At 63.8% G+C, this 21,949-nt stretch carries 23 protein-coding genes; 13 read left to right on the top strand and 10 right to left on the bottom strand.

What is annotated here, in order from left to right; genetic code table 11:
- The first annotated feature begins 10 nt into the window (after positions 1-10).
- Entirely contained in the window at positions 11-775 is a 765-nt protein-coding gene (locus tag ABZO33_RS25075; RefSeq protein WP_414538244.1) for an SDR family oxidoreductase, read from the top strand.
- Positions 776-806: 31 nt separating this feature from the next.
- Here the strand turns inward: ABZO33_RS25075 and ABZO33_RS25070 are convergent, their stop codons facing one another.
- Complete coding sequence (locus ABZO33_RS25070) at positions 807-1,277, bottom strand: RidA family protein (RefSeq protein WP_414538243.1); 471 nt, start codon at positions 1,275-1,277, stop codon at positions 807-809.
- A 148-nt stretch (positions 1,278-1,425) separates the two neighbouring features.
- Between ABZO33_RS25070 and ABZO33_RS25065 the strand changes: the two genes are divergently transcribed.
- On the top strand, positions 1,426-2,841 hold the full coding sequence (locus tag ABZO33_RS25065) for a PLP-dependent aminotransferase family protein (RefSeq protein ID WP_414538242.1): 1,416 nt from the start codon (positions 1,426-1,428) through the stop codon (positions 2,839-2,841).
- Between the two features lie 32 nt (positions 2,842-2,873).
- Here ABZO33_RS25065 and nhaA read toward each other — a convergent pair whose 3' ends face one another.
- The 4 genes from nhaA to ABZO33_RS25045 form a co-directional block, all read right to left on the bottom strand.
- On the bottom strand, positions 2,874-4,076 hold the full coding sequence (nhaA, locus tag ABZO33_RS25060; RefSeq protein WP_414538241.1) for a Na+/H+ antiporter NhaA: 1,203 nt from the start codon (positions 4,074-4,076) through the stop codon (positions 2,874-2,876).
- A gap of 438 nt (positions 4,077-4,514) precedes the next feature.
- Entirely contained in the window at positions 4,515-6,230 is a 1,716-nt protein-coding gene (locus ABZO33_RS25055) for a S8 family serine peptidase (protein WP_414538258.1), read from the bottom strand.
- Positions 6,231-6,322: 92 nt separating this feature from the next.
- Positions 6,323-6,706, bottom strand: a complete 384-nt coding sequence (locus ABZO33_RS25050; RefSeq protein ID WP_414538240.1) for a DoxX-like family protein — start codon at positions 6,704-6,706, stop codon at positions 6,323-6,325.
- On the bottom strand, positions 6,703-7,155 hold the full coding sequence (locus tag ABZO33_RS25045) for a thiol-disulfide oxidoreductase DCC family protein (RefSeq protein ID WP_414538239.1): 453 nt from the start codon (positions 7,153-7,155) through the stop codon (positions 6,703-6,705). The genes ABZO33_RS25050 and ABZO33_RS25045 overlap by 4 nt, the downstream gene beginning before the upstream one ends.
- A gap of 154 nt (positions 7,156-7,309) precedes the next feature.
- Between ABZO33_RS25045 and ABZO33_RS25040 the strand changes: the two genes are divergently transcribed.
- Positions 7,310-7,513 (top strand): DUF1289 domain-containing protein, encoded by a 204-nt coding sequence (locus ABZO33_RS25040; RefSeq protein WP_414538238.1) that lies wholly within the window; start codon positions 7,310-7,312, stop codon positions 7,511-7,513.
- On the opposite strand, the gene ABZO33_RS25035 is transcribed toward ABZO33_RS25040, so the two are convergent.
- Positions 7,500-8,180, bottom strand: coding sequence for a phytanoyl-CoA dioxygenase family protein (locus tag ABZO33_RS25035; RefSeq protein ID WP_414538236.1), 681 nt, complete (start codon positions 8,178-8,180; stop codon positions 7,500-7,502). The two genes, ABZO33_RS25040 and ABZO33_RS25035, sit on opposite strands and share 14 nt — an antisense overlap.
- Before the next feature lie 252 nt (positions 8,181-8,432).
- Between ABZO33_RS25035 and ABZO33_RS25030 the strand changes: the two genes are divergently transcribed.
- The 3 genes from ABZO33_RS25030 (at position 8,433) to ABZO33_RS25020 (ending at position 12,345) form a co-directional block, all read left to right on the top strand.
- Positions 8,433-8,777 (top strand): hypothetical protein, encoded by a 345-nt coding sequence (locus ABZO33_RS25030; RefSeq protein ID WP_023630028.1) that lies wholly within the window; start codon positions 8,433-8,435, stop codon positions 8,775-8,777.
- Positions 8,778-8,906: 129 nt separating this feature from the next.
- Positions 8,907-11,105, top strand: a complete 2,199-nt coding sequence (locus tag ABZO33_RS25025) for an OsmC domain/YcaO domain-containing protein (protein WP_414538235.1) — start codon at positions 8,907-8,909, stop codon at positions 11,103-11,105.
- Between the two features lie 337 nt (positions 11,106-11,442).
- A complete protein-coding gene (locus ABZO33_RS25020) occupies positions 11,443-12,345 on the top strand; it encodes a DMT family transporter (RefSeq protein ID WP_414538234.1) in 903 nt (300 codons plus the stop codon).
- Positions 12,346-12,417: 72 nt separating this feature from the next.
- On the opposite strand, the gene ABZO33_RS25015 is transcribed toward ABZO33_RS25020, so the two are convergent.
- The 4 genes from ABZO33_RS25015 to ABZO33_RS25000 form a co-directional block, all read right to left on the bottom strand.
- Positions 12,418-12,927 carry a cysteine hydrolase family protein gene (locus ABZO33_RS25015; RefSeq protein ID WP_414538233.1) on the bottom strand — a complete coding sequence of 170 codons (510 nt, stop codon included), beginning with the start codon at positions 12,925-12,927 and terminating at the stop codon, positions 12,418-12,420.
- Positions 12,928-13,018: 91 nt separating this feature from the next.
- On the bottom strand, positions 13,019-14,092 hold the full coding sequence (locus ABZO33_RS25010; protein ID WP_414538232.1) for an NAD(P)H-dependent flavin oxidoreductase: 1,074 nt from the start codon (positions 14,090-14,092) through the stop codon (positions 13,019-13,021).
- Between the two features lie 31 nt (positions 14,093-14,123).
- On the bottom strand, positions 14,124-14,294 hold the full coding sequence (locus ABZO33_RS25005) for a hypothetical protein (protein WP_094011390.1): 171 nt from the start codon (positions 14,292-14,294) through the stop codon (positions 14,124-14,126).
- 7 nt (positions 14,295-14,301) lie between these two features.
- Complete coding sequence (locus ABZO33_RS25000) at positions 14,302-14,604, bottom strand: DUF1883 domain-containing protein (protein WP_046855131.1); 303 nt, start codon at positions 14,602-14,604, stop codon at positions 14,302-14,304.
- Positions 14,605-14,765: 161 nt separating this feature from the next.
- On the opposite strand from ABZO33_RS25000, the gene ABZO33_RS24995 reads away from it, so the two are divergent.
- The 7 genes from ABZO33_RS24995 (at position 14,766) to ahpF (ending at position 21,886) form a co-directional block, all read left to right on the top strand.
- A complete protein-coding gene (locus ABZO33_RS24995; protein ID WP_414538231.1) occupies positions 14,766-15,125 on the top strand; it encodes a hypothetical protein in 360 nt (119 codons plus the stop codon).
- Between the two features lie 145 nt (positions 15,126-15,270).
- A complete protein-coding gene (locus ABZO33_RS24990) occupies positions 15,271-15,921 on the top strand; it encodes a c-type cytochrome (protein ID WP_414538230.1) in 651 nt (216 codons plus the stop codon).
- Entirely contained in the window at positions 15,918-16,832 is a 915-nt protein-coding gene (locus ABZO33_RS24985) for a c-type cytochrome (protein WP_414538229.1), read from the top strand. Before ABZO33_RS24990 ends, ABZO33_RS24985 begins: the two co-directional genes overlap by 4 nt.
- A 232-nt stretch (positions 16,833-17,064) precedes the next feature.
- The gene (gene galU / locus ABZO33_RS24980) at positions 17,065-17,904 is read left to right on the top strand and encodes a UTP--glucose-1-phosphate uridylyltransferase GalU (RefSeq protein ID WP_010223914.1); all 840 of its coding nucleotides are present in this window, start codon (positions 17,065-17,067) and stop codon (positions 17,902-17,904) included.
- A gap of 96 nt (positions 17,905-18,000) precedes the next feature.
- The gene (gorA, locus tag ABZO33_RS24975; protein ID WP_414538228.1) at positions 18,001-19,356 is read left to right on the top strand and encodes a glutathione-disulfide reductase; all 1,356 of its coding nucleotides are present in this window, start codon (positions 18,001-18,003) and stop codon (positions 19,354-19,356) included.
- A 264-nt stretch (positions 19,357-19,620) separates the two neighbouring features.
- Complete coding sequence (ahpC, locus tag ABZO33_RS24970; protein WP_414538227.1) at positions 19,621-20,184, top strand: alkyl hydroperoxide reductase subunit C; 564 nt, start codon at positions 19,621-19,623, stop codon at positions 20,182-20,184.
- Between the two features lie 139 nt (positions 20,185-20,323).
- Positions 20,324-21,886, top strand: a complete 1,563-nt coding sequence (gene ahpF / locus ABZO33_RS24965) for an alkyl hydroperoxide reductase subunit F (protein WP_414538226.1) — start codon at positions 20,324-20,326, stop codon at positions 21,884-21,886.
- The last annotated feature ends 63 nt before the right edge of the window (positions 21,887-21,949 follow it).

Below are 21,949 nucleotides of genomic sequence, written 5' to 3'. Positions count from 1 at the left end.
GGTACTCATCATGCAACTGGCAGGCAAAGTGGCAATCATCACCGGTGCCAGCTCCGGCATCGGCCGTGCGGCGGCGAAACTGTTCGCCCGGCACGGCGCCAATCTGGTGCTCACAGCCCGGCGCGAGGCCGAGCTCGAGCAGTTGGCGGCGGACATCACGGGAGCCGGACACGGCCGGGTCGTTACGGTGGCTGGTGACATCACTGACGCGGCGCTGGCCAGGGAACTGGTGCACACGGCGGTGTCGCGTTTTGGTGGCCTGGACATCGCCTTCAACAATGCCGGCACCCTGGGTGAACTGGCCGCCGTCCCCGAATTGTCATTGGACGCCTGGCAACATACCTTGCACACCAACCTGACCAGCGCTTTCCTCTGTGCCCAGGCGCAGATCCCGGCGCTGCTGGCCCGTGGCGGTGGCTCGCTGATCTTCACCTCGACCTTCGTCGGCTACGCGGTGGGCATGCCGGGCATGGCTGCTTACGCGGCCAGCAAGGCGGGCCTGGTCGGCCTGGTCCAGGTCATCGCGGCGGAGCAGGGCGCCCGGGGTATACGCGCCAATGCGTTGCTGCCGGGCGGTACCGACACGCCGATGGGCCGCAGTGTGATGAGCAGCCCCGAGGCCCAGGCCCATGTCGAAGGGTTGCACGCCCTCAAACGCCTGGCCAGGCCGGAGGAAATCGCCGAGGCGGCACTTTTCCTGGCCTCGGATGCGTCGAGCTTCATGACCGGGTCGGCGATGGTGGTGGATGGCGGGGTATCGGTGGTGCGCGGCTGAGGCGCGCGGTAGCGCGCCATGCCTGGGGATATCAGGTCACCGCAGCGATCAGGTCGATTTCCACGGGGGCATTCTTCGGCAGCCTGAGCACGCCGACCGATGTTCGTGTATGAGCGCCGGCTTCGCCAAACACACTGTACAAGACCTGCGAAGCACCGTTGGCCACCTCGCTTTGCCGGGTGAACGCTTCGGCCGACTGCACGAACACGGTCATGCGCAGGATGGCGCGGATGTTATCCAGCGAGCCAACCTGTTCACGCACCAATGCCAGGCAGCGCAGGGCGCTGACCATGGCCGCGGTGCGTGCATCCTTCAGGCTGACTTCGCTCCCCACCCGGCCGGGGTGGATCACCTCTTCGTCAATACGCGGGATCTGCCCGCTGACGTACACAACGCCCTCATGACGCATGGTGGCGGCGTAGTCGCCACCGAGTTTCAACCCTGCTTCGAAGGAGTAACCCAGCTGATCAAGTATCGCGGCAAACTGTGCTTCACGGGACATAGGGCGCTTCTCGGTCTCTTCATGGCCTCGGGGTGGTATGCGCTAGGCGCAAGCCGGATGCCGATGCATAGTAGAAAGGCGCTGGCCGCAGGGGCAGGGCAACTTCGGATGGAAACCTCTGAACTTTACTGCCGGGACGACCAGTACAATGCAGCGACAGCGCGCCGTGATCGCCGCGATCGAACGCCAGCCGGGACAACCGCTGGTGCAGCAGATTGCCCAAGGTTTTACCGAAGCCATCGGGAGTGGGGCTTTGGCCCCTGGGGTGCGGTTGCCGCCCATCCGCGAGTTGACCGAGCTGTTGGGGGTGAGCAAGTCCACGGTGGTGGAAGCCCTGGACCGACTGCGCGCCACCGGGCTGGTGGTATCGCGCCAGGGCGCTGGCCACTATGTGGCACGCGATGCCCAGGTCATGGGTACGGAGGCTGTACGCAATCTGCTGCCCCAGGACCCGGTGAGTGTGCTCCGTCACGCTCTGCTGATGGACAACGGCATGTTGCGCCCCGGCTGCGGCTTCCTGCCGCCCTCATGGATGCCCGTGGATACCCTGCTCAAGGCCATGCGCGGGTGCCTGCGGGCCAGCGAGTTGCGCATGGGAGAGTATGGCTCGGCGGCAGGCTACCTGCCGCTGCGTCAATGGCTGCGCCTCAAGCTCGGCMCCTTGGGTATCGATGTCCCGGTCGAACAGATCGTCMCCACCGCCAATACCATGCAAGGCGTGGACATGCTGTTGCGCCTGATCCTGCGCAGGGGGGACAGCGTCCTGGTCGACGACCCGTGCTATTTCAACTTTCGCGCCAACCTGCATTACCACGGCGCCCGCCCGGTTTGCGTGGCGCGATCGGTGGAAGGCATCGATTTCGTGGCTTTCGAGCAGTTGCTGATTGCCCATCGTCCGCGGGTCTATCTGACCAACAGTGCCTTGCACAATCCAACTGGACATTCCTTTTCGGCAGCGCAGGTTCACCGCCTGCTGGAGCTGTGCCAACGTTATGGCGTGCACGTCATCGAGGATGATCTGTACTGCGATATCCAGCATAAACGCACGCCCCGGCTGGCAGCGGTGGGTGGGCTGGACCATGTCAGCTATGTCTGCGGCTACTCGAAGACCCTCACCGCCAATTGCCGCGTCAGCTACCTGGCCGTGGGCGCCGAACTGGCGGGGCAGCTGACGCTGCTCAAGATGAAGTGTGGCGGCGTGACGTCCGAGCTGACCGAGCAGGTGATTCATCGCCTGCTGATCGAAGGGAGTTATGAGCGGCATACACGCAGGGTCGTCGACCGGCTGCATGAGGCCAGTGGGCGGGTGGCTGGATGGTTGCGCGAGGCGGGATGCGAGGTGGCGTCGTGCCAAGGGGAGGGGTTGTTCCTGTGGACCCGGCTACCCGCCGGGGTCGATGGCGAGGCCATTGCCATGAGCGGCTTGCAACATGGTCTGGTGCTGTCACCTGGCACCTTGCTGAGCGCCCAGGCCGATGCCCGGGCGTTCATGCGTTTCAATGTCGGTCACAGTGACAATGTGAAGGTCCGTGACACCTTTCTGCGCCTGCTCGACAGCCACTGAGCTGTCGAGCAGGCGCGGGTCCCTGGGCTACTTCAATCCGCCTGCTTGGGTGCAAATCGCAGGATCAGGCAGGCAATGACTGCCGACAGCAGCGAGCCCAACAAGATGCCGATCTTGGCTGCATCGATCTTCTCGGCCTGGCCCGGGAAGGCGAGTTCACCGATGAACAGGCTCATGGTGAAGCCGATACCGCAGAGCATCGCCACGCCGTAGATCTGCAGCCAGCTGGCCCCTTGGGGTTTGCTGGCCAGGCCGGTCTTGACCGCCAGCAGCACGCCACCGAACACGCCGAGCTGCTTGCCCAGCAGCAGGCCCAGGGCAATGGCCAGCGGCAGCGGGGCAAAGATATCGTCAAGGCCCAGGTCGCCGAACGAGACGCCCGCGTTGGCAAAGCCGAAGGCCGGCACGATGAGGAAGCCGACCCATGGCGCCAGGCCATGCTCCAGCCTGAGCAACGGACTGGCCTCACGGGCCTCGCTGCTGCCTGTGCTGTAGGGGATCAGCAGGGCGCCGACCACGCCGGCGATGGTGGCGTGCACGCCCGACAGCAGGGTCACGTACCACAGCGCGGCCACGCCGATCAGGTAGGGCCACAGGCTGACCACGCGCAGGCGGTTGCAGGCCAGCAGGATGGCGATGATGCCGGCGGCACTGGCCAGCGCCAGCAGATTCAGCGACGAGGTGTAGAACACCGCGATGATCGCCACCGCGCCCATGTCGTCGATGATCGCCACCGATACCAGCATCACCTTCAGCGACAGCGGCGCATGTCGCCCGAGCAAGGCCAGGGCGCCGACGGCAAAGGCGATGTCGGTGGCGGCAGGGATCGCCCAGCCGTTGGACAGCCCGGGTTCACCGCCAGCCACCGCCAGGTAGATGAGCGCCGGCACGGCCATGCCCATCAGTGCCGGCAGTGCCGGCAGGCGGCGCTGCTCCCAGCTGGCCAGGCGACCGTCGACCAGCTCGCGCTTGATTTCCAGGCCGACCAGCAGGAAGAAGATTGCCATCAGACCATCGTTGATCCACATGTGCACGGTCATCGGGCCGAGCTTGTCGGTCAGTACCGGGCCGACGGGCAGGTGCAGCAGGTGCTGGTAGGCACTGGCCCAGGGGCTGTTGGCGATGACGATGGCCAGCGCGGCGGTGAACATCAGCAATACGCCGCCGGCCGCTTCGGTGGCCAGCAGGTGACGCAGCATCGAGCGCGGCTTGAGGGTTGGAAGGGGTGCAGTCATGTAGCGGTCCTCGTTCATGGCATCACCCTCGCAATGGCAGTGGCGCGGCGGGCAACGGGCACGGCGAGACGCTGGCTCCGGACTGCACGGGCCACTGCGGCGAAGGGCGAGAAGAAGGATGGGGAATGCGGCGCAGCAACCCACGCCGTGAAGACACGGGGCAGGAAGGGCCATGGGGAATGGGGGCATGCGTGCAACATGGACGGATCTCACGGAAAACAAATGAATGTTCTCCGTATTCGGGAAGGCTCCCGGGCGCACGCAGCACACGCCAGGCGGCCATTCTAGCGATGCGGGCGCAGATATGCGTCAACATTTTGCGTCCAAATGTTGCCAGGGAAAGGTGCGGCTCCGTGATATTGGCCATCACTAGATGGCACTACTTCTTGAGCCAGCGCTGTCCCGATCATGGCTGTGCACCTGGCCATCGAAACCCGGTCAGCGCACCCGCTCACGGCTTTGCAGCGCGAGGTCGAGGGCTTTTCGCATGTCCAGCCGCGCTGACCGTCCGACATCCTTGTCACCGAGCTGATAATTGCGCTCCGATGGCAGAATCGGCGCGGTGAGGTCCTCGGCATCCACCCGTTCGAAGTCGTGCTGGTCACCGATGCTCATGGCACTGCGGCGCAACAGCATGCGCACCTGTTCGGGCTGCAGGCGCGGGTTGATCGACAGCATCGCCGCCACCAGCCCCGCGACCAGGGGCGTGGCATAGGAGGTGCCGCAATGCACCGCGCCGGGCTGGCCTGCTTCGCGGGTCGAAGCATGCGCGCAGGCGGCTGCGGTGATGTCTACACGCATGTCCATGTTCGAGCTGCTGCGCTTGACGGCAAAGGCGGGGTCGTCCACGGCACGCTCGTCACCCTCGGCGCGCTGGTGGCCGCCGACCACCAGCAACTGCTCAGTGATGAACGAGGAGGGCAGGCGGTATTCGTCGGTGCCGGCAAAGGTCGAGCCATTGCCTGCGGAGTTCACCACCAGGACATCGGGGTGCGACTTGCGCAGCCAGAGGAAGAACCCTTCCAGCAATTCCTCATAGCCGCCCATGGCAAGGGATGAGCGCAACAAGGAGTCGACTTCGTCACCTTCGGCATTTCGGGTGCCGACACGGTGGATGCCCCAGCTCCAGTTGAGCACGCGCACGCCGTCCTCGACGAGGTTGACCGAGGCCGCGATATTGGCGGTGATACCGGCATCGGAATTACGCTCGACGATGATCTCGAAGCCGCCGCTGGCCGGTTCCAGGCCGCGCAGGAAACCGGTGTTGCCGCCATTGCTCCAGCCGGCGGCAAGTATGCCGGCCACCGTGGTGCCATGCGTGTCGGGTTGCTCGGCATCGCGGGCATACAGGCATGTGCGGGGAAGGGCGCAGGCACCGAGATAATTGACAAAGTCCGGGCTGTCGAAGTCGACATCGCGCTCGATCAGGCCGATGCGCACTGGCCGGGGCTCAACGGCAGCTTGCTGCGCGGGCAGGCGTCGCCGATAGAAATCGACGGCGTCGAGGAAACGGTTCGCCGTCCATTCGTCCGAGTCCTGGACTGGTGTGTGGGGGGGCTCCTGTTCGGCCTGTTCCGGCGCCGATTCTTCGATCACCACAGCATCCACGCTGGCCTCGCTGCCCAGGCGCAGCACGAGGGCATCGCGCTGTTCCAGGTTGTGCGCCGGCAGGCGTAGCTGATAGACGTTCAGCGGCGCGATGCTGCCGACGACGCTGGCCCCGTATTTGCCGGCCAGGCGTTCGGCCTCCTGGCGACCATCATGACGTTCCTCGATCAGCAGGCTCACCAGGTTCACATACGTGGTCAGACCGTCCATGTTCCTGGCCACTTCTTCTGGCCCTGCGGCCAGTACGTGACTGTTACGCAGAGTCAGCCATACGGCATTGCTGGTGCGCGTGCCATATTCAAGCCAGAGCGGGCCGCTTTGCCGCTCGCTGCTGTCCAGCCGCAGGCGTAGCCGATCACCTTCGCGCGCCACCGCGCTGGAGGGGATCGTCTTGTTGCCGAATTTCAGTGTCGGCGGCTGGGCGCTCAGCCCGCGGACGGTCAGGCACCACTCCTGGCGCTGGCTGTCGAGCAGCTCACCGCAACGCTTCAGGCTTACGATACGCAAGCCTTCCGACGCCTGTGCCATCGCGCCTGCGAGCAGCATGAACAGGGTGATGAAGGCGGCGAGCAGTACGGCCATGGGGCGATTTCCTTGCTGAGGGCCTCCAGTTCCGACTGCTGCGCAGGGCGCTTCGTTCAGCCGTCAGCGGTATGGCCCTGCCTTGAGGTCCACGCCACGGCGCACAGTGCCATGCCCGCCACGTTCAGCGAGACCGGGTTGAAGGCGTCCACCAGCATCGACGGCTGCATCACCGCCACATCCACCAGCAGCCCAAGCAGCACGCACGCGGCGACCAGCAACGGCCAGGCGAGGCTCGGCAGCAGCAGCAGTGCGGCGAGCACCAGTTCAGCTACGCCGGCAACTTGTGACAGCCAGGCTGCATGCCCGAGTCCGTGCGCCTGTAACAGCAGCTGCTCACCGGGGCTGAGGAACAGCAGCTTGGGCACTAGCCCATGGTAGGCGAAGATGAACGCCAGGCTGGCGCGCGCCAGCCAGTGCACCTGGCGCAAGCGGTTCATGGCTGGCCCTCGAGAAAGCGCCGGTGGTGGTCGGGGCTCGGCAGTAGGCATTGGTCGTGCTTGCCGAACAACCGATAGCGGTTGAGTGCCACACGGTCGTACAGCCAGTCCCGTAGCCCCTTCGGGCAGATGCGCAGTACCCGTAGCAGTGGCCAGGCGCCGGGCAGTTGCCGGGCGACTTCGAAGAACGCCTCGGAGCGCACCCAGCAGTGCCGGCCACGAATCACCGCCATGGTGTCGAACGCTTCTATTGGCAGGCCCGCCCAGGCGAGCAGTGCCTGGCCTTGCGCTGACTGCACCGTGGCGAGGCGTATGCGTTGATGGCGATCATGGCGGATCACGAATTTCGCCCAGCCGTTGCACAGCTTGCATACGCCGTCGAACAGCAAGACGGTTTCCCCTGGCGCGAGCAGTGGCGCAGGGGTAGGGCGTTTCAGGGTAGCGGGCATGGCTTGATTCCGTTCAGGCAGTGGCGCGGTATTGTATAGCGTTCAGGCAGGCGAAGGCGCATGCACGCGCGGTGGCTGGATCACCTGCACAGGCCCTGGCCTGCACCTCGCAGGCCGAAGCCGGTATGATACGCGCCCGTCAGCGGAGTGCCCCATGGCCAAAGACATCGACAATCCGTGCGTTTCACTTTGTCAGCTCAACAGCGAGCTGTGCGTCAGCTGTGGCCGGACCCGGGACGAGATCCGCAAATGGCGCGGCATGAAGCGCCCGGAAAAGATGGCGACCGTGCAGCGCGCGGCGGCGCGAATGAAGGCTATCGTCAAGAAGAACGCCAAGCGCCAGGTCATGGTGCCGTGAACGGGTAGTCCGAGGGTTCGAAGCGTTCGTGCGTGTCCATTTGGACGCCACGCAGATGCGCGGTTTGCTGAAACGTATCATACAGCGGGTCGGCGGCATAACCGATCAGCAGCGCGCGGCGCGGTGCACCGCTGGCGTTCAGGCTGCCGGCATGTACCAGGTCGACATCGAACACCAGGGCGTCGCCCGCTCGTCCGGCAAGTTGAACACTGCGTGATTCGTCGTTGAAGTCGAAAGGTGGCGCGTCCGGGGCGGGGCGATGGCTGCCGGGGACGATACGGGTGGCACCGTTGTCCGGGCCGTAGTCGTCCAGGTAGACCATCACCCCCACCGTGTCGCCCGGGCGCTGCGCCGACAGGTCACGGTGCAGGCGCTGATGGCCACCCCCGGCAACGGGGGCGCGCCCCTCGACCTGGTAGAGGAAGAACCGTTCGCCGATCAACGCGCCAACCGCTGCCAGCACGTGCGGCAAGCGGCAAACAGCCTGAACCGCTGCTGCGCCGTCCAGTTGCGCATGGACCCAGTCCCCGGCACGCGGTACCGGCCAGTGTTCCGAGGGTTTCACCCCGGCCTCGAACACCCGACGCAGCTCGTCCAGCCATTGGTTCGGCAGCGCCTGGCGGAGCAGGGCATAGCCCGCCTGGTGGAGCTGTTGGTGATGGGGCATGACACTCTCGCTATCCCTGTCCGTCGTGTGTTGGCCAAGGGTAGTGAGCCTGGTCGGTTTTTGCGAGCGGAAATGTGTCTGCGCGAAGGCCAGACAAGGCGAAACGGGGGGAGGAACGGCCGGGGTCGCGCCCGACTGTACTGGAGTACATGAGCATTCCGAGCCCCGTTTCAACGCAGTATGGGCGAGTGCAGATACATTTCGTACAGAGCCTAGACTTGCGTACATCACCTGTATCCGTGGGAGAGGCCCATGCGCAGACTCTGGCAAAAATACCTGGCACTGCTCGACGCCGACCTCAGTGCCAAGGTGTTCGACAACTTGAAGAACCTGCTGGTGTGTGCGCTGCTGTTCGCCGCAGGCACCGAGGCGATCCACGGTGACCAGCAGATCCTGCTGGGCTTGTGGGTGTCGAGTTTTACCGGCTGGGGGCTGATCCTGGTATCGGCGCTGCTGTTGCTGCTGAACGTCAGCGATACCTTGCACCGGCTGGCCAAGCTGCCTTACCACACGGCGCTGCAGGTGATCCTGTGTTTGCTTTACCTGGTACTGGCTTCGCGGGTGGTCGAGATCGTGTGGAGCTTTCGGGCGGAGTAGGGGCTGGCGAAACCATGAAAGAGGCCCGCGCGACCCGTTGCGGCTCGTCCGGCGGTATGCCAAGACATTCGCCGGCGAATCCCGGATAATACCCGCCATTTTCCGCCCCGCTTCCTGGTACCCCCTCGCATGGAAATCAAGGTCAATTTTCTCGACAACCTCCGTCTCGAAGCCAAGTTCGACGACTTCACGGTGATCGCCGACCAGCCGATCCGCTACAAGGGCGATGGCTCGGCCCCGGGGCCGTTCGACTACTTCCTGGCCTCGTCGGCCTTGTGCGCGGCGTACTTCGTCAAGCTGTACTGCCAGACCCGCGACATTCCGACCGAGAATATTCGCCTTTCGCAGAACAACATCGTCGACCCCGAGAACCGCTACAACCAGATCTTCAAGATCCAGGTCGAGCTGCCCGAGGACATCTCCGAGAAGGACCGCCAGGGCATCCTGCGTTCCATCGACCGCTGCACCGTGAAGAAAGTGGTGCAGACCGGCCCCGAGTTCATCATCGAGGAGGTCGACAACCTCGACGCCGATGCCCAGGCATTGCTGATGCCGGTGTCGGACACCACCACCTACATCCCCGGCAAGGACCTGCCGCTGGAGCAGACCATCGCCAACATGTCTGCCCTGCTGGCGGAGTTGGGGATGAAGATCGAGATCGCCTCGTGGCGCAACATCGTGCCCAACGTCTGGTCGCTGCACGTGCGCGACGCGCAGTCGCCGATGTGCTTCACCAACGGCAAGGGCGCGACCAAGGAAGCGGCGCTGGCCTCGGCGCTGGGTGAGTTCATCGAACGCTTGAACTGCAACTTCTTCTACAACGACCAGTTCTGGGGCGAGGACATCGCCAACGCCGCGTTCGTGCACTATCCCAACGAGCAGTGGTTCAAGCCTGGGCCCAAGGACGCGCTGCCGGCCGAGATCCTCGATGAGTACTGCCTCGAAGTCTTCAACCCCGACGGCGAGCTGCGCGGTTCGCACCTGTACGACACCAACTCGGGCAACAAGGAGCGCGGCATCTGCTCGCTGCCGTTCGTGCGCCAGTCGGATGGTGAGACGGTGTACTTCCCGTCCAACCTGATCGAGAACCTGTACCTGAGCAACGGCATGAGCGCCGGCAACACCCTGGCTGAAGCGCAGGTGCAGTGCCTGTCGGAGATCTTCGAGCGGGCGGTCAAGCGCGAGATCCTCGAAGGCGAGCTGTGCCTGCCGGATGTACCGCAAGAGGTGCTGGCCAAATACCCGGGCATCGTCGCCGGTATCCAGGGGCTGGAGGAGCAGGGCTTCCCGGTGCTGGTCAAGGACGCTTCGCTGGGTGGTGAGTTCCCGGTGATGTGCGTGACCCTGATGAACCCGCGCACCGGCGGCGTGTTCGCTTCGTTCGGCGCCCACCCGAGCTTCGAGGTGGCGCTGGAGCGCAGCCTCACCGAACTGCTTCAGGGCCGCAGCTTCGAGGGTCTGAACGACCTGCCGCAGCCGACTTTCGACAGCCTCGCGTTGACCGAGCCGAACAACTTCGTCGAGCACTTCATCGACTCCAGCGGCGTGGTGTCGTGGCGCTTCTTCAGCGCCAAGGCCGACTTCGAGTTCGTCGAGTGGGACTTCTCGGGCCACGGCGAGGACTCCAACCAGCAGGAGGCACAGACCCTGTTCGGCATCCTCGAGGACCTGGGCAAGGAGGTGTACATGGCCGTGTACGACGATCTCGGCGCCACCGCCTGCCGCATCCTGGTGCCGGGTTATTCGGAGATCTACCCGGTCGAGGACCTGATCTGGGACAACACCAACCGGGCGCTGGGCTTCCGTGCCGACATCCTCAACCTGCACAAGCTGGACAACCGCTCGCTGAAGCTGCTGCTCAAGCGTCTGGACAATGCCGAGGTGGACGACTACACCACCATCACCACGCTGATCGGCGTCGAGTTCGACGACAACACGGTGTGGGGCCAGTTGACCATCCTCGAGCTGAAGCTGTTGATTCACCTGGTGCTGCAGCGCTTCGAGGACGCCAAGGAACTGGTCGAGATGTTCCTGCAGTTCAATGACAACACCGTCGAGCGCGGGCTGTTCTATCAGGCGTTGAACGTGGTGCTGGAGGTGGTGCTGGACGATGAGCTGGAAATGGCCGACTACGAAACCAACTTCCGCCGCATGTTCGGCAACGAGCGGATGGACGCGGTGCTGGGCTCGGTGGACGGCAGCGTGCGTTTCCATGGTTTGACCCCCACCAGCCTGAAGCTCGAGGGGCTCGACCGCCACCTGCGCCTGGTCGAGAGCTACAAGAAGCTGCACGCCGCACGGGCGAGGGCGGCCGGGTTGAACAGCTGATCACGTCTTGAATGCCAAGGGCCGCGTAAAGCGGCCCTTTTCATTTGCAACGGAGTGCTCTGTAGGCGCGCATGGTCTTTGTCGTTTCCCGTCGCATGATGCGTCGCAATCAGACAAGCACCTGTCTGCGCCGATCTGCTTGCTTGGCCCTTGGATCTGAATAATTGATCCATCAGTCAACCCCGCGCCAAGGGCTGGCTGGCGCAACAGATTCGAGTAAGCAGCCTCGCCTCACAATTCCAACGCTGCGGCGCCCCACAACTACAGCCCCAGAAACCCATGGCGCACACGCGGCCGGCCACGGCAGCGACGTGCGCGCTTGTGAGACTTGACTGCCATGATCGCTACTTCCGTTTCCGCCGCCGATACATCGGGCGGCCATCGCAATGCATTGCTTGTCGCCCATCTCGCGGCGATCCTGTTCGGCCTGACCGGCATCCTCGGCGCGCTGATCCAGGCCGATGCCAGCCTGATCACCGTTGGCCGCGCCACCTTCGCCTTCATCGCCCTGGGCTTCGTCGCCGGGCTCAAGGGCACCCGCCTGCTCGATGCGCTGAAGCGGCGCAACCTGCCGGTGCTGGCGCTGACCGGCGCACTGCTGGCGGCGCACTGGCTGACCTTCTTCGTGGCCGTCAAGGTCGGAGGTGTGGCGGTGGCCACCCTGGGCTTCGCCAGTTTCCCGGCCTTTATCGCACTGATCGATGTGCTGGTGTTCCGTGAACGCATCGGTGCCGTCGAGATGCTGTTGCTGCTGATGGTCACGGCCGGACTGGTGCTGGTGGTGCCGTCGTTCGACCTGCTCGACAGTGGCACCCAGGGTTTGCTGTGGGGCCTGGCCTCGGGGCTGTCGTTTGCCTTGCTGGCGGTGGCCAACCGCCGTCGCCCGGCCGGCATGAACGCGATGCAGGTGGCTTTCTGGCAGAACCTGGTGGTGGCACTGCTGGTGGCGCCGTTTGCGTTCAACCACCTGGAAGGAGCCCGCCTGGATGGCGCCGACTGGGTCAACCTCGCCTTGCTGGGCGTGTTCTGCACCGGGCTTGCGCAGTTCCTGTTCGTCAAGAGCCTCGAGGGCCTGGAGGCACGCACGGCGGGCATGATCCTGGCCCTGGAGCCGGTGTATGCCATCGCCGGTGCGTGGTGGTTGTTCGCTGAGCAGCCATCACCACGCATGGCTGCGGGGGCGGCATTGATCGTGCTGGCGACCGTGTGCTGCGCCTGGCGCAAGGCGCCGACGCACTGAGCGTTGGCCTCCAGCTGTGACGATGCCAGGCCCGAGCTGGCCGGGCGGATAACGGGCGAAGCTCAGGCCGGGCTAGTTGTTTCTGGGGCGCGTAACATCGCGCTGATCGTGCAGCGCAGCCAGCACGTCGGCGGCAGTGGTGACATGACCGAAATGGTGTTTCCACAGGTCGATGCCCAACTGCCCGGAGCGGTCCAGCGAGGAACCCAGGGTCAGGTCGGTGACCAGTGTCGGGGTAAGCCCTGCATCGAACAGGGCGAAGCCTGCGGCCAGCACGCAGGTCTCGGTCTGCAGCCCGCAGACCAGCACGCGCTCGACGCCGAGGCTTTTGATGTAGTCGAGCGTCTCGGCGGTCTGGCCGTAGCCATGCTTGACGAATACCTTGTCCGCCTCGACCAGGGCCACGTCCTCGCTGGCCGGGTGCCAACCGAGCTGGCGCTGGAACGGCGTGACCTGCTCGTCGTGCAGTTCGACCGAAGCGATCGTGGGGATGTGCGCGGACAACACGCGGATGCCGTCCACCAGTTTCTCGGAAGGGCTGAAGGTGGATTGCACATCGACGATGAGCAGGACTTGCTGCATGACGGTTTTCCGGGCGAGTTTCGAAAGCTGGCGAGTATACCGCCGCACGCCAAGTTATTGCGGCAAGGGGCTCTCCATGAACGTGTCGCGTTTACCGGACAATCCGCTTCAGGGCCTCGCCTGCAATTTCGCGGGTCAGTTCCTCTGCACCCATGTGCCTTCCCAGGCGCAACGCCTGCCCGGACCACAGGTTGCTGAAATCACTGTTGCCTTGCGGGTCGGTGATCGCGCGCAGCGGCATCAGCGCGCCGCCGGCCAACGGGAAACGCGGGGCGAGGGCGCTCATCGGGCCTAGCTCGCGCATGAGGCGGTTGTTGATGCCGCGGGCCGGGCGGCCGGTGAACAGGTTGGTCAGCGCGGTATCGCTGGCGGAGGCGCTTTCCAGGGCGCGGCGATGGGCCGGGGACACCTTGGCCTCGGGACAGAACAGGTAGGCGGTGCCGATCTGCACGGCCGAGGCGCCCAAGGCCAGGGCGGCGAGCAGGCCGCGGTGATCGGCCACGCCGCCTGCCGCGATCACCGGCAGGCTCACCGCATCGACGATTTGTGGTATCAGGGCGAAGGTACCGATCTGGCTGGTAATGTCGTTGCTGAGGAACATGCCGCGATGGCCGCCGGCTTCATAGCCCATGGCGATGATCGCGTCGCAGCCGTGCTGTTCCAGCCAGATCGCTTCCTCCACCGTGGTGGCGCTGGACAGCACTTTGGCGCCTGCCGCCTTGACCCGCTGCAGCAGCGCCGGCGCTGGCAGGCCGAAGTGGAAGCTGACCACTTCCGGGCGCAGTTCCTCCACCAGCTTGCAGCTTTGTTCGTCAAAGGGCGCGCGATTGGACACCGGCGTCGGCGCCTCGAAGTCCGCGCCGACTTCCTCGTAGAAGGGCTTGAGCGCCTGTTTCCAGCGAGCGTCCTGCACAGGGTCTGGCGCTGGCGGTTGGTGGCAGAAGAAGTTCAGGTTGAGCGGGCCCTGGCAGGCGGCGCGGAAGGCTTGGATTTCGCCACGCAACTGCTCGCTGGAGAGCATGGCGCAGGGCAGGGCGCCCAGGCCGCCGGCATTACCGACGGCAATGGCCATGGCTGAGCCGGTGGCGCCGGCCATGGGGGCCTGGAGGATGGGCAGCTCGATGCCAAGCAGGTCGAGGATGCGACGGTCTTGCCAGGTGCACATGGGCGACTCCTTGAGTGCGGTGCCAGCGATGCTACAGGGCCTTGCTGACCTGGATGTCGCTGATCTTGTCGGCGTCGTCGCCATGGATCTTGCGCAGGGCTTCTTGCGCCTGTTCCAGGGAGGCGTCGGGCATCAGGGCGAAATCCCAGCGGCGTTCGCCGTCGAGCTTGTACTTGATCACGTACTTGATGGTCTGGGTCATGCTGGCCTCATCCGAGTTTCGACGACGAGCGGCGAATGATCTTGATCTTGTGGGTCAGGGTTGGCTTGCGCGTCACGGAGATCGGGCGGGTGGTCACGGTGTCGATGGTGATGTTCCAGAAACCGGTGCTGGGCACGGTGATCTTCGCCGGGAATTTCTCGAAGTGGCCGCCGTGGTAGGTATGTCGGCCGCCATTCTTGAAGCTGCGGAAGTTGGCGTCGTTCATCAGGCGGATATTGCAGCGCTGGGAACACTCGATGACGACGATATCGTCCTCGTTCAGGTGTTCGCGCTGGTGTACGAATTTCATGGGGCGCTCCGCAAGGATTGTTTCTGCAAACGCGAAAGATATCACGATGTGAGGTTACACTTGCGCCCGGGCTGACCAAGCCAAGGATATTTCCGCCAGACGTGGGAGCAAAAACGCCTGGACGTGGTCAGAGGATGACTTTGAAGTTGGAGAGTGTGTGCATGAAATGGGTAGTAGCGGCAGCGGTGCTGGCATTGGGGGGCTGTGTCAGCGTGGCGGAACTCGAGCAGTCCCATGCCACCTTGGACGTGATCTCTGGCAAGACGCCACGTGAATACGCCGACTGCGTGAAGCGCAAGCTGGCTGAGACACGCGATCCTTTGCAAGAGGAGGTGCGTGGTGAAAACCTGCGCCTGACCGTGCCGCAGAAGCTGACGTCTGGCGCGGGCCCAGCGGCGCTGCTCGACATCGACAAGCGCGGCAGCGGCAGCGCGATCAAAGTCTACGAGCGGTTGAACAACTTCCCGCTGCGTCTGGGCGACGTGCGCACTGCCGCGACCCAATGCATCTCCGGTTCTTGATCCAGCTCAGTTAATCGGCAATTAGCTGGCGTATTGCCATTTTCCTTCCCGGCGGCACGTTGTCGCAGGCCGGGGAATAGGCCTAGTATTTCTGGGCTTATATCGTTTGAGCCTAAGCTTATAACAAGGAAATGGAGCCTCCGTGATGAAACCCCTGAGCCATGTCGTGATCGGCAGCCTGCTGATCTTGGCCTGGCCCTCGGCGCACGCTGCCGATGGCCAGAAAATCTTCAACCAGGGCGGGCAGAATCCCGCCGCCATGGCTTGCCTCGGCTGCCATGGCGCGGACGGCAAAGGTATCGCCGCCGCCGGCTTTCCCCGCCTGGCCGGCTTGCCTGCCGGTTATCTGAGCAAGCAATTGCAGGACTTTCGCAGTGGCAGCCGCAAGCAGGCGGTGATGGAGCCCCTGGCCAAGGCCCTGGACGATGCGGAAATCGAAGCGGTCAGCGCCTACCTGGCCAAGCTGCCGGCCGATACCGCACCTGACACGCGGCGTCAGCAGATCGCCACCGATCCGGTGGCCCGCCTGGCCATCTATGGCGACTGGAGCCGCAAGATTCCTGGTTGCGTGCAGTGCCATGGCCCGGGCGGCAGCGGTGTCGGCGAGCACTTCCCGCCGTTGGCCGGGCAGCCGGCCGGCTACCTGGTGGCACAACTCAACGCCTGGCGCGATGGCAGCCGCAGCAACGACCCCAACCAGCTGATGGTGGATGTCGCCAAAGCGATGACCGAGGCCGAGGTCAAGGCGGTTGCCGACTACTTCGCACAGCCGGCAAGCCAGGAGGTCAAGCCATGAAGACCCTTATGCCAAGCCTGTTGCTGCTGGCCATGGGCGCTGCCCAGGCCACCCCTATCGCAATGGAAGACCAGTCCCAGCTCAAGGTGCCGGGCGTGCAGGCGGCCCCGCAATTCGTGCCGCCTGCGGAAAGCACCATCCCGGACAACGCCTTTGGCAAGATGGTCCGTGAAGGGCATGCGCTGTTCGTCGATACCCGCAGGCTGATGCCCGAAGCCGTCGGCAATGGCCTGAACTGCAGCAACTGCCACCTCGACCAGGGCCGCCTGTTCCATTCCGCACCGCTTTGGGGTGCTTATCCGATGTACCCGGCGTATCGCAAGAAAAACGACAAGGTCAACACCTTCGCCGAACGCATCCAGGGCTGTTTCAGCTTCAGCATGAACGGCAAGCCGCCGGCGGCCGACAGCCCGCAGATGACCGCGCTGAGTGTGTATGCCTACTGGTTGTCGACCCAGGCGCCGACGGGGGTGGAGATCGCCGGTCGCGGCTATCCGGAAGTGCCGAAGCCCAAGGATGGCTACGACTTCAAGCGCGGCAAGCAGGTGTATGACAAACAATGCGCGATCTGCCACGGCGGCAACGGCGAAGGGCAGAAGGTGGCCGGGGAGTACGTGATGCCGCCGCTGTGGGGCAAGGACTCCTATAACTGGGGGGCCGGCATGCACCGGATCAATACCGCAGCGTCGTTCATCAAGTACAACATGCCATTGGGCAAGCCCGGCAGCCTGAGCGACCAGCAGGCCTGGGACGTGGCAGCCTGGATCAATCGCCATGAGCGGCCGCAGGATCCGCGCCTGGTCGAGGGCTCGATCGAGAAGACCCGGCTGAAGTTCCATGCCAATGACGGGGTCAATCTGTATGGGCAGAAAGTCGATGGCGTGTTGATCGGGCAGGGGATCGGCGGTTGAGCTGAAACCCTCGCGGGGCAAGCCCGCTCCCACGCCCAGCAAGGGACGATCGTGGGGGCGGGCCCGTCTCGCCATGACGCCGTCAGGCGCTTAAAATTCACGGCCTTCAGGAACTATCTACACTGGAATATCTCTATGATGGCATCGGCCAGCGCGGGGGGCATTGTAAGGTGACCGCCGCCTGATTAGACTGCGCCGAATTTCGTACGCAAAGCCCTTGTTAAGGACGTATATGATCAAGAAATGCTTGTTCCCGGCAGCCGGTTACGGCACCCGCTTCCTGCCCGCTACCAAAGCCATGCCCAAGGAAATGCTGCCGGTGGTCAACAAGCCACTGATCCAGTATGGCGTTGAAGAAGCGCTGGACGCCGGCCTCAACGAGATCTCCATCGTCACCGGCCGTGGCAAGCGCGCCCTGGAAGACCACTTCGACATCAGCTACGAGCTGGAAAACCAGATCAAGGGCACCGACAAGGAGAAGTACCTGGTCGGTATCCGCCGTCTGCTCGACGAGTGCTCGTTCTCCTATACCCGTCAGACCGAAATGAAAGGCCTGGGCCACGCGATCCTGACTGGCCGCCCGCTGATCGGCGACGAGCCGTTCGCCGTGGTGCTGGCCGACGACCTGTGCGTCAACCTCGAAGGTGACGGCGTACTCAAGCAGATGGTCAAGCTGTACAAGCAGTACCGCTGCACCATCGTGGCGATCATGGAAGTCGACCCACAGGAAACCAGCAAGTACGGCGTGATCGCCGGTGACCTGATTGGTGACGACCTGTACCGTGTGCGCAACATGGTCGAGAAGCCAAAGCCGGAAGATGCACCGTCGAACCTGGCGATCATCGGTCGCTACATCATGACCCCGGACATTTTCAAGCTGATCGAAGAAACCGAACCGGGCAAGGGCGGTGAAATCCAGATCACCGACGCTCTGATGAAGCAGGCCCAGGACGGCTGCGTCATCGCTTACAAGTTCAAGGGCAAGCGTTTCGACTGCGGTGGCGCCGAAGGCTACATCGAAGCGACCAACTTCTGCTTCGAGAACTTCTACAAGACCGGCAAGGCTTATTGAGTCCTCGGTGTTGTCTGGAAAGCCACCTTCGGGTGGCTTTTTTGTTTGCGGCGGCCAACGGCGCTATGCTGGGCGCCTGCCTAGGAGAGTGAATGCATGGCCTACGATTTTGATCTGTTCGTGATTGGCGCCGGTTCCGGCGGTGTGCGCGCGGCGCGATTCGCCGCAGGCTTCGGTGCCAAGGTGGCGGTGGCCGAGAGCCGTTACCTGGGGGGCACCTGCGTCAACGTCGGCTGCGTGCCGAAGAAACTGCTGGTGTACGGCGCCCATGTCGCCGACGAGCTGGAGCAGGCCGCCGGCTTCGGTTGGACCCTCGAGGAGGGTCATTTCGACTGGGGTACGCTGATCGCCAACAAGAACCGCGAGATCGAGCGTCTCAATGGCATCTATCGCAACTTGCTGGTCAACAGTGGAGTTACCCTGCTGCAGGGGCATGCCCGGATCACCGGCGCCAATGAAGTGGAGGTCGAGGGCCAGCGCTACACCGCGGCCACCATTCTGATCGCCACCGGTGGCTGGCCACAGGTGCCCGACATCCCCGGCAAGGAGCTGGCGATCACCTCCAACGAAGCCTTCTACCTCAAGGCATTGCCACGTCGCGTGCTGGTAGTGGGTGGCGGTTATATCGCCGTGGAGTTCGCCGGCATCTTCCAGGGCCTGGGCGCCGCTACCACGCTGCTGTATCGCGGCGACCTGTTCCTGCGCGGCTTCGACGGTTCGGTGCGCACGCACCTGAAGGAAGAACTGGAAAAGCGCGGCATGGACCTTCAGTTCAACGCCGATATCCAGCGTATCGACAAACTCGACGACGGCAGCCTCAAGGCCACCCTCAAGGATGGTCGCGAGCTGGTGGCCGATTGCATCTTCTATGCCACCGGGCGGCGACCGATGCTGGATAACCTGGGCCTGGAAAACACCGGTGTGGAGCTGGATCCGCGTGGTTTCATCCGAGTCGATGAGCAATTCCAGACCACCGAGCCTTCGATCCTGGCCATCGGTGATGTGATCGGCCGGGTGCAACTGACGCCGGTGGCCCTGGCCGAAGGCATGGCCGTGGCCCGACGTCTGTTCAAGCCTGAGCAGTACCGTCCTGTGGATTACCAGAACATCCCGACCGCGGTGTTCAGCCAGCCGCCGATCGGCACCGTCGGCCTGACCGAGGAACAGGCGCTAGCCGCCGGGCACAAGGTGCAGATCTTCGAGAGCCGCTTCCGGGCGATGAAGCTGACCCTCACCGACATCCAGGAGAAGACCCTGATGAAACTGGTGGTCGACGCCGACACCGACAAGGTCCTGGGTTGCCACATGGTCGGCCCGGATGCCGGCGAGATCATCCAGGGGCTGGGTATCGCCCTGAAGGCCGGGGCGACCAAGCAGCAGTTCGACGAGACCATCGGCGTGCACCCGACCGCTGCCGAAGAGTTCGTGACCATGCGCACTGTCACCCGCTGATAGGCGTTATCCCCGATCGCGGGGCAAGCCCGCTGCCACGCCGGAATACCTCCTGGCGTGGGAGTGGGCTTGCCCCGCGATGCTTTTGAGCCCGCGCAATCCTTTGCTCAGCCCAATCCCTTCTATTAATAATCCCGCCTTATAGCCAAAACCAATCACCAGCATGAGCTTTGCCAATGAGCCTTCATCGGGGCCAGCGGTTAGGATTCTCTCCGTCAACTGATTTCAACCCATTGAAATTCAATCCATGAAGGAGCGTCTCTCATGCCTATCATCAACAGCCAGGTCAAACCGTTCAACGCCACCGCTTTCCACAATGGCGAATTCGTCCAGGTCAGCGAAGCCGACCTGAAAGGCAAGTGGTCCGTCGTGTTCTTCTACCCGGCCGACTTCACTTTCGTCTGCCCGACCGAACTGGGCGACCTGGCCGACAACTACGCCGAGTTCCAGAAACTGGGCGTGGAAATCTACGGCGTGTCCACCGACACCCACTTCACCCACAAAGCCTGGCACGACACCTCGGACACCATCGGCAAGATCAAGTACCCGCTGATCGGTGACCCGACCCACGTCATCTCGCGCAACTTCGACGTGCTGATCGAGGAAGCCGGCCTGGCCGATCGCGGTACCTTCGTGATCAACCCTGAAGGCCAGATCAAGATCGTCGAACTGAACGACGGTGGTGTAGGCCGCGATGCTGCCGAGCTGCTGCGTAAAGTCAAAGCTGCCCAGTACGTTGCCGCTCACCCAGGCGAAGTCTGCCCGGCCAAGTGGAAAGAAGGCGAAGCTACTCTCGCCCCGTCGCTCGACCTGGTCGGCAAGATCTAAGGCGAAGCCTTTGATCATGCGCCAATCGCGGGCGGTAGCCAGCCGCCAAAGCTGACAGCAGTTACCGCCCCGTAAAAACGCCCGGGCGACCTCGCCTGGGCGTTTTTGTATCCGAGTTTTGAATAAAGGAATCGCCCGTATGTTGGACGCCACGCTTAAATCGCAACTGAAAACCTACCTGGAGCGGGTCACCCAGCCGATCGAGATCGTTGCCTCCCTCGACGACGGCGCGAAGTCCCGCGAACTGCACGACCTGCTGGTGGAAATCGCCGGCCTGTCGAACCTCATTACCTTCAGCGCGGATGGCAATGACGCCCGTCGTCCTTCGTTCTCGCTGAACCGCCCGGGGGCCGAGATCAGCCTGCGCTTCGCCGGCATCCCCATGGGCCACGAATTCACCTCCCTGGTGCTGGCGCTGCTGCAGGTCGGCGGCCACCCCTCCAAGGCCAGTGCCGAAGTGATCGAGCAGATCCAGGCGCTGGAAGGCGAGTTCACCTTCGAAACCTACTTCTCGCTGTCGTGCCAGAACTGCCCGGACGTGGTCCAGGCGCTGAACCTGATGGCGGTGCTCAACCCCAATGTGCGCCACGTCGCCATCGACGGCGCGCTGTTCCAGGATGAAGTCGAAACCCGCAAGGTCATGGCCGTGCCGAGCATCTACCTGAACGGCGAAGTGTTCGGCCAGGGTCGCATGGGGCTGGAAGAGATTCTCGGCAAGATCGACACCAATGCCGGCGCCCGCCAGGCGGAGAAGATCAATGCCAAGGACGCCTTCGACGTTCTGGTGGTCGGCGGTGGGCCGGCCGGTGCCGCCGCAGCGATCTACGCCGCGCGCAAAGGCATCCGTACCGGTGTTGCTGCCGAGCGTTTCGGTGGCCAGGTGCTCGACACCCTGGCCATCGAGAACTTCATCTCGGTGCAGGAAACCGAAGGGCCGAAGCTGGCCACGGCCCTGGAAGAGCACGTCAAGCAGTACGACGTCGACATCATGAACCTGCAGCGCGGCGAAGCGCTGATCCCGGCCAGCGACGGCGGCCTGCACGAAGTACGCCTGGCTGGCGGCGCCTCGCTCAAGGCCAAGACCGTGATCCTCGCCACTGGCGCCCGCTGGCGTGAAATGAACGTGCCGGGCGAGCAGCAATACCGCGCTCGCGGCGTGGCCTACTGCCCGCACTGCGATGGCCCGCTGTTCAAGGGCAAGCGCGTGGCGGTGATCGGTGGCGGCAACTCTGGTGTGGAAGCGGCCATCGACCTGGCCGGCGTCGTTGCCCAGGTGACCCTGATCGAGTTCGACAGCCAGCTGCGTGCCGACGCCGTGCTGCAACGCAAGCTGCACAGCCTGCCGAACGTCAAGGTGATCACCAGCGCGCTGACCACCGAAGTGGTCGGCGACGGCGAGAAGGTCACCGGCCTGCGCTACAAGGACCGCACCACCGAGGCGCTGCATGACCTGGCGCTGGAAGGCATCTTTGTGCAAATTGGCTTGCTGCCCAACACCGACTGGCTCAAGGGTACGGTCGAGCTGTCGCCGCGCGGCGAGATCATCGTCGACGCCAAGGGCCAGACCAGCATCCCGGGCGTGTTCGCCGCCGGTGACGTGACCACGGTGCCGTACAAGCAGATCGTCATCGCAGTGGGCGAGGGCGCCAAGGCGTCGCTGGCAGCCTTCGATCACCTGATCCGCACTTCGGCGCCGGCCTGACCGCCTGCGGTGCAACGCAAAAACGCCGCCATCCCTCGGGATGACGGCGTTTTTGTGTGTGTC

It is taken from the genome of Pseudomonas sp. CAM1A, assembly GCF_047501685.1.
In the GTDB taxonomy this organism is placed as follows: Bacteria; Pseudomonadota; Gammaproteobacteria; order Pseudomonadales; family Pseudomonadaceae; genus Aquipseudomonas.
Note: the sequence above shows the minus strand (reverse complement) of the source record. Positions and strands in the feature narration are given on the sequence as shown.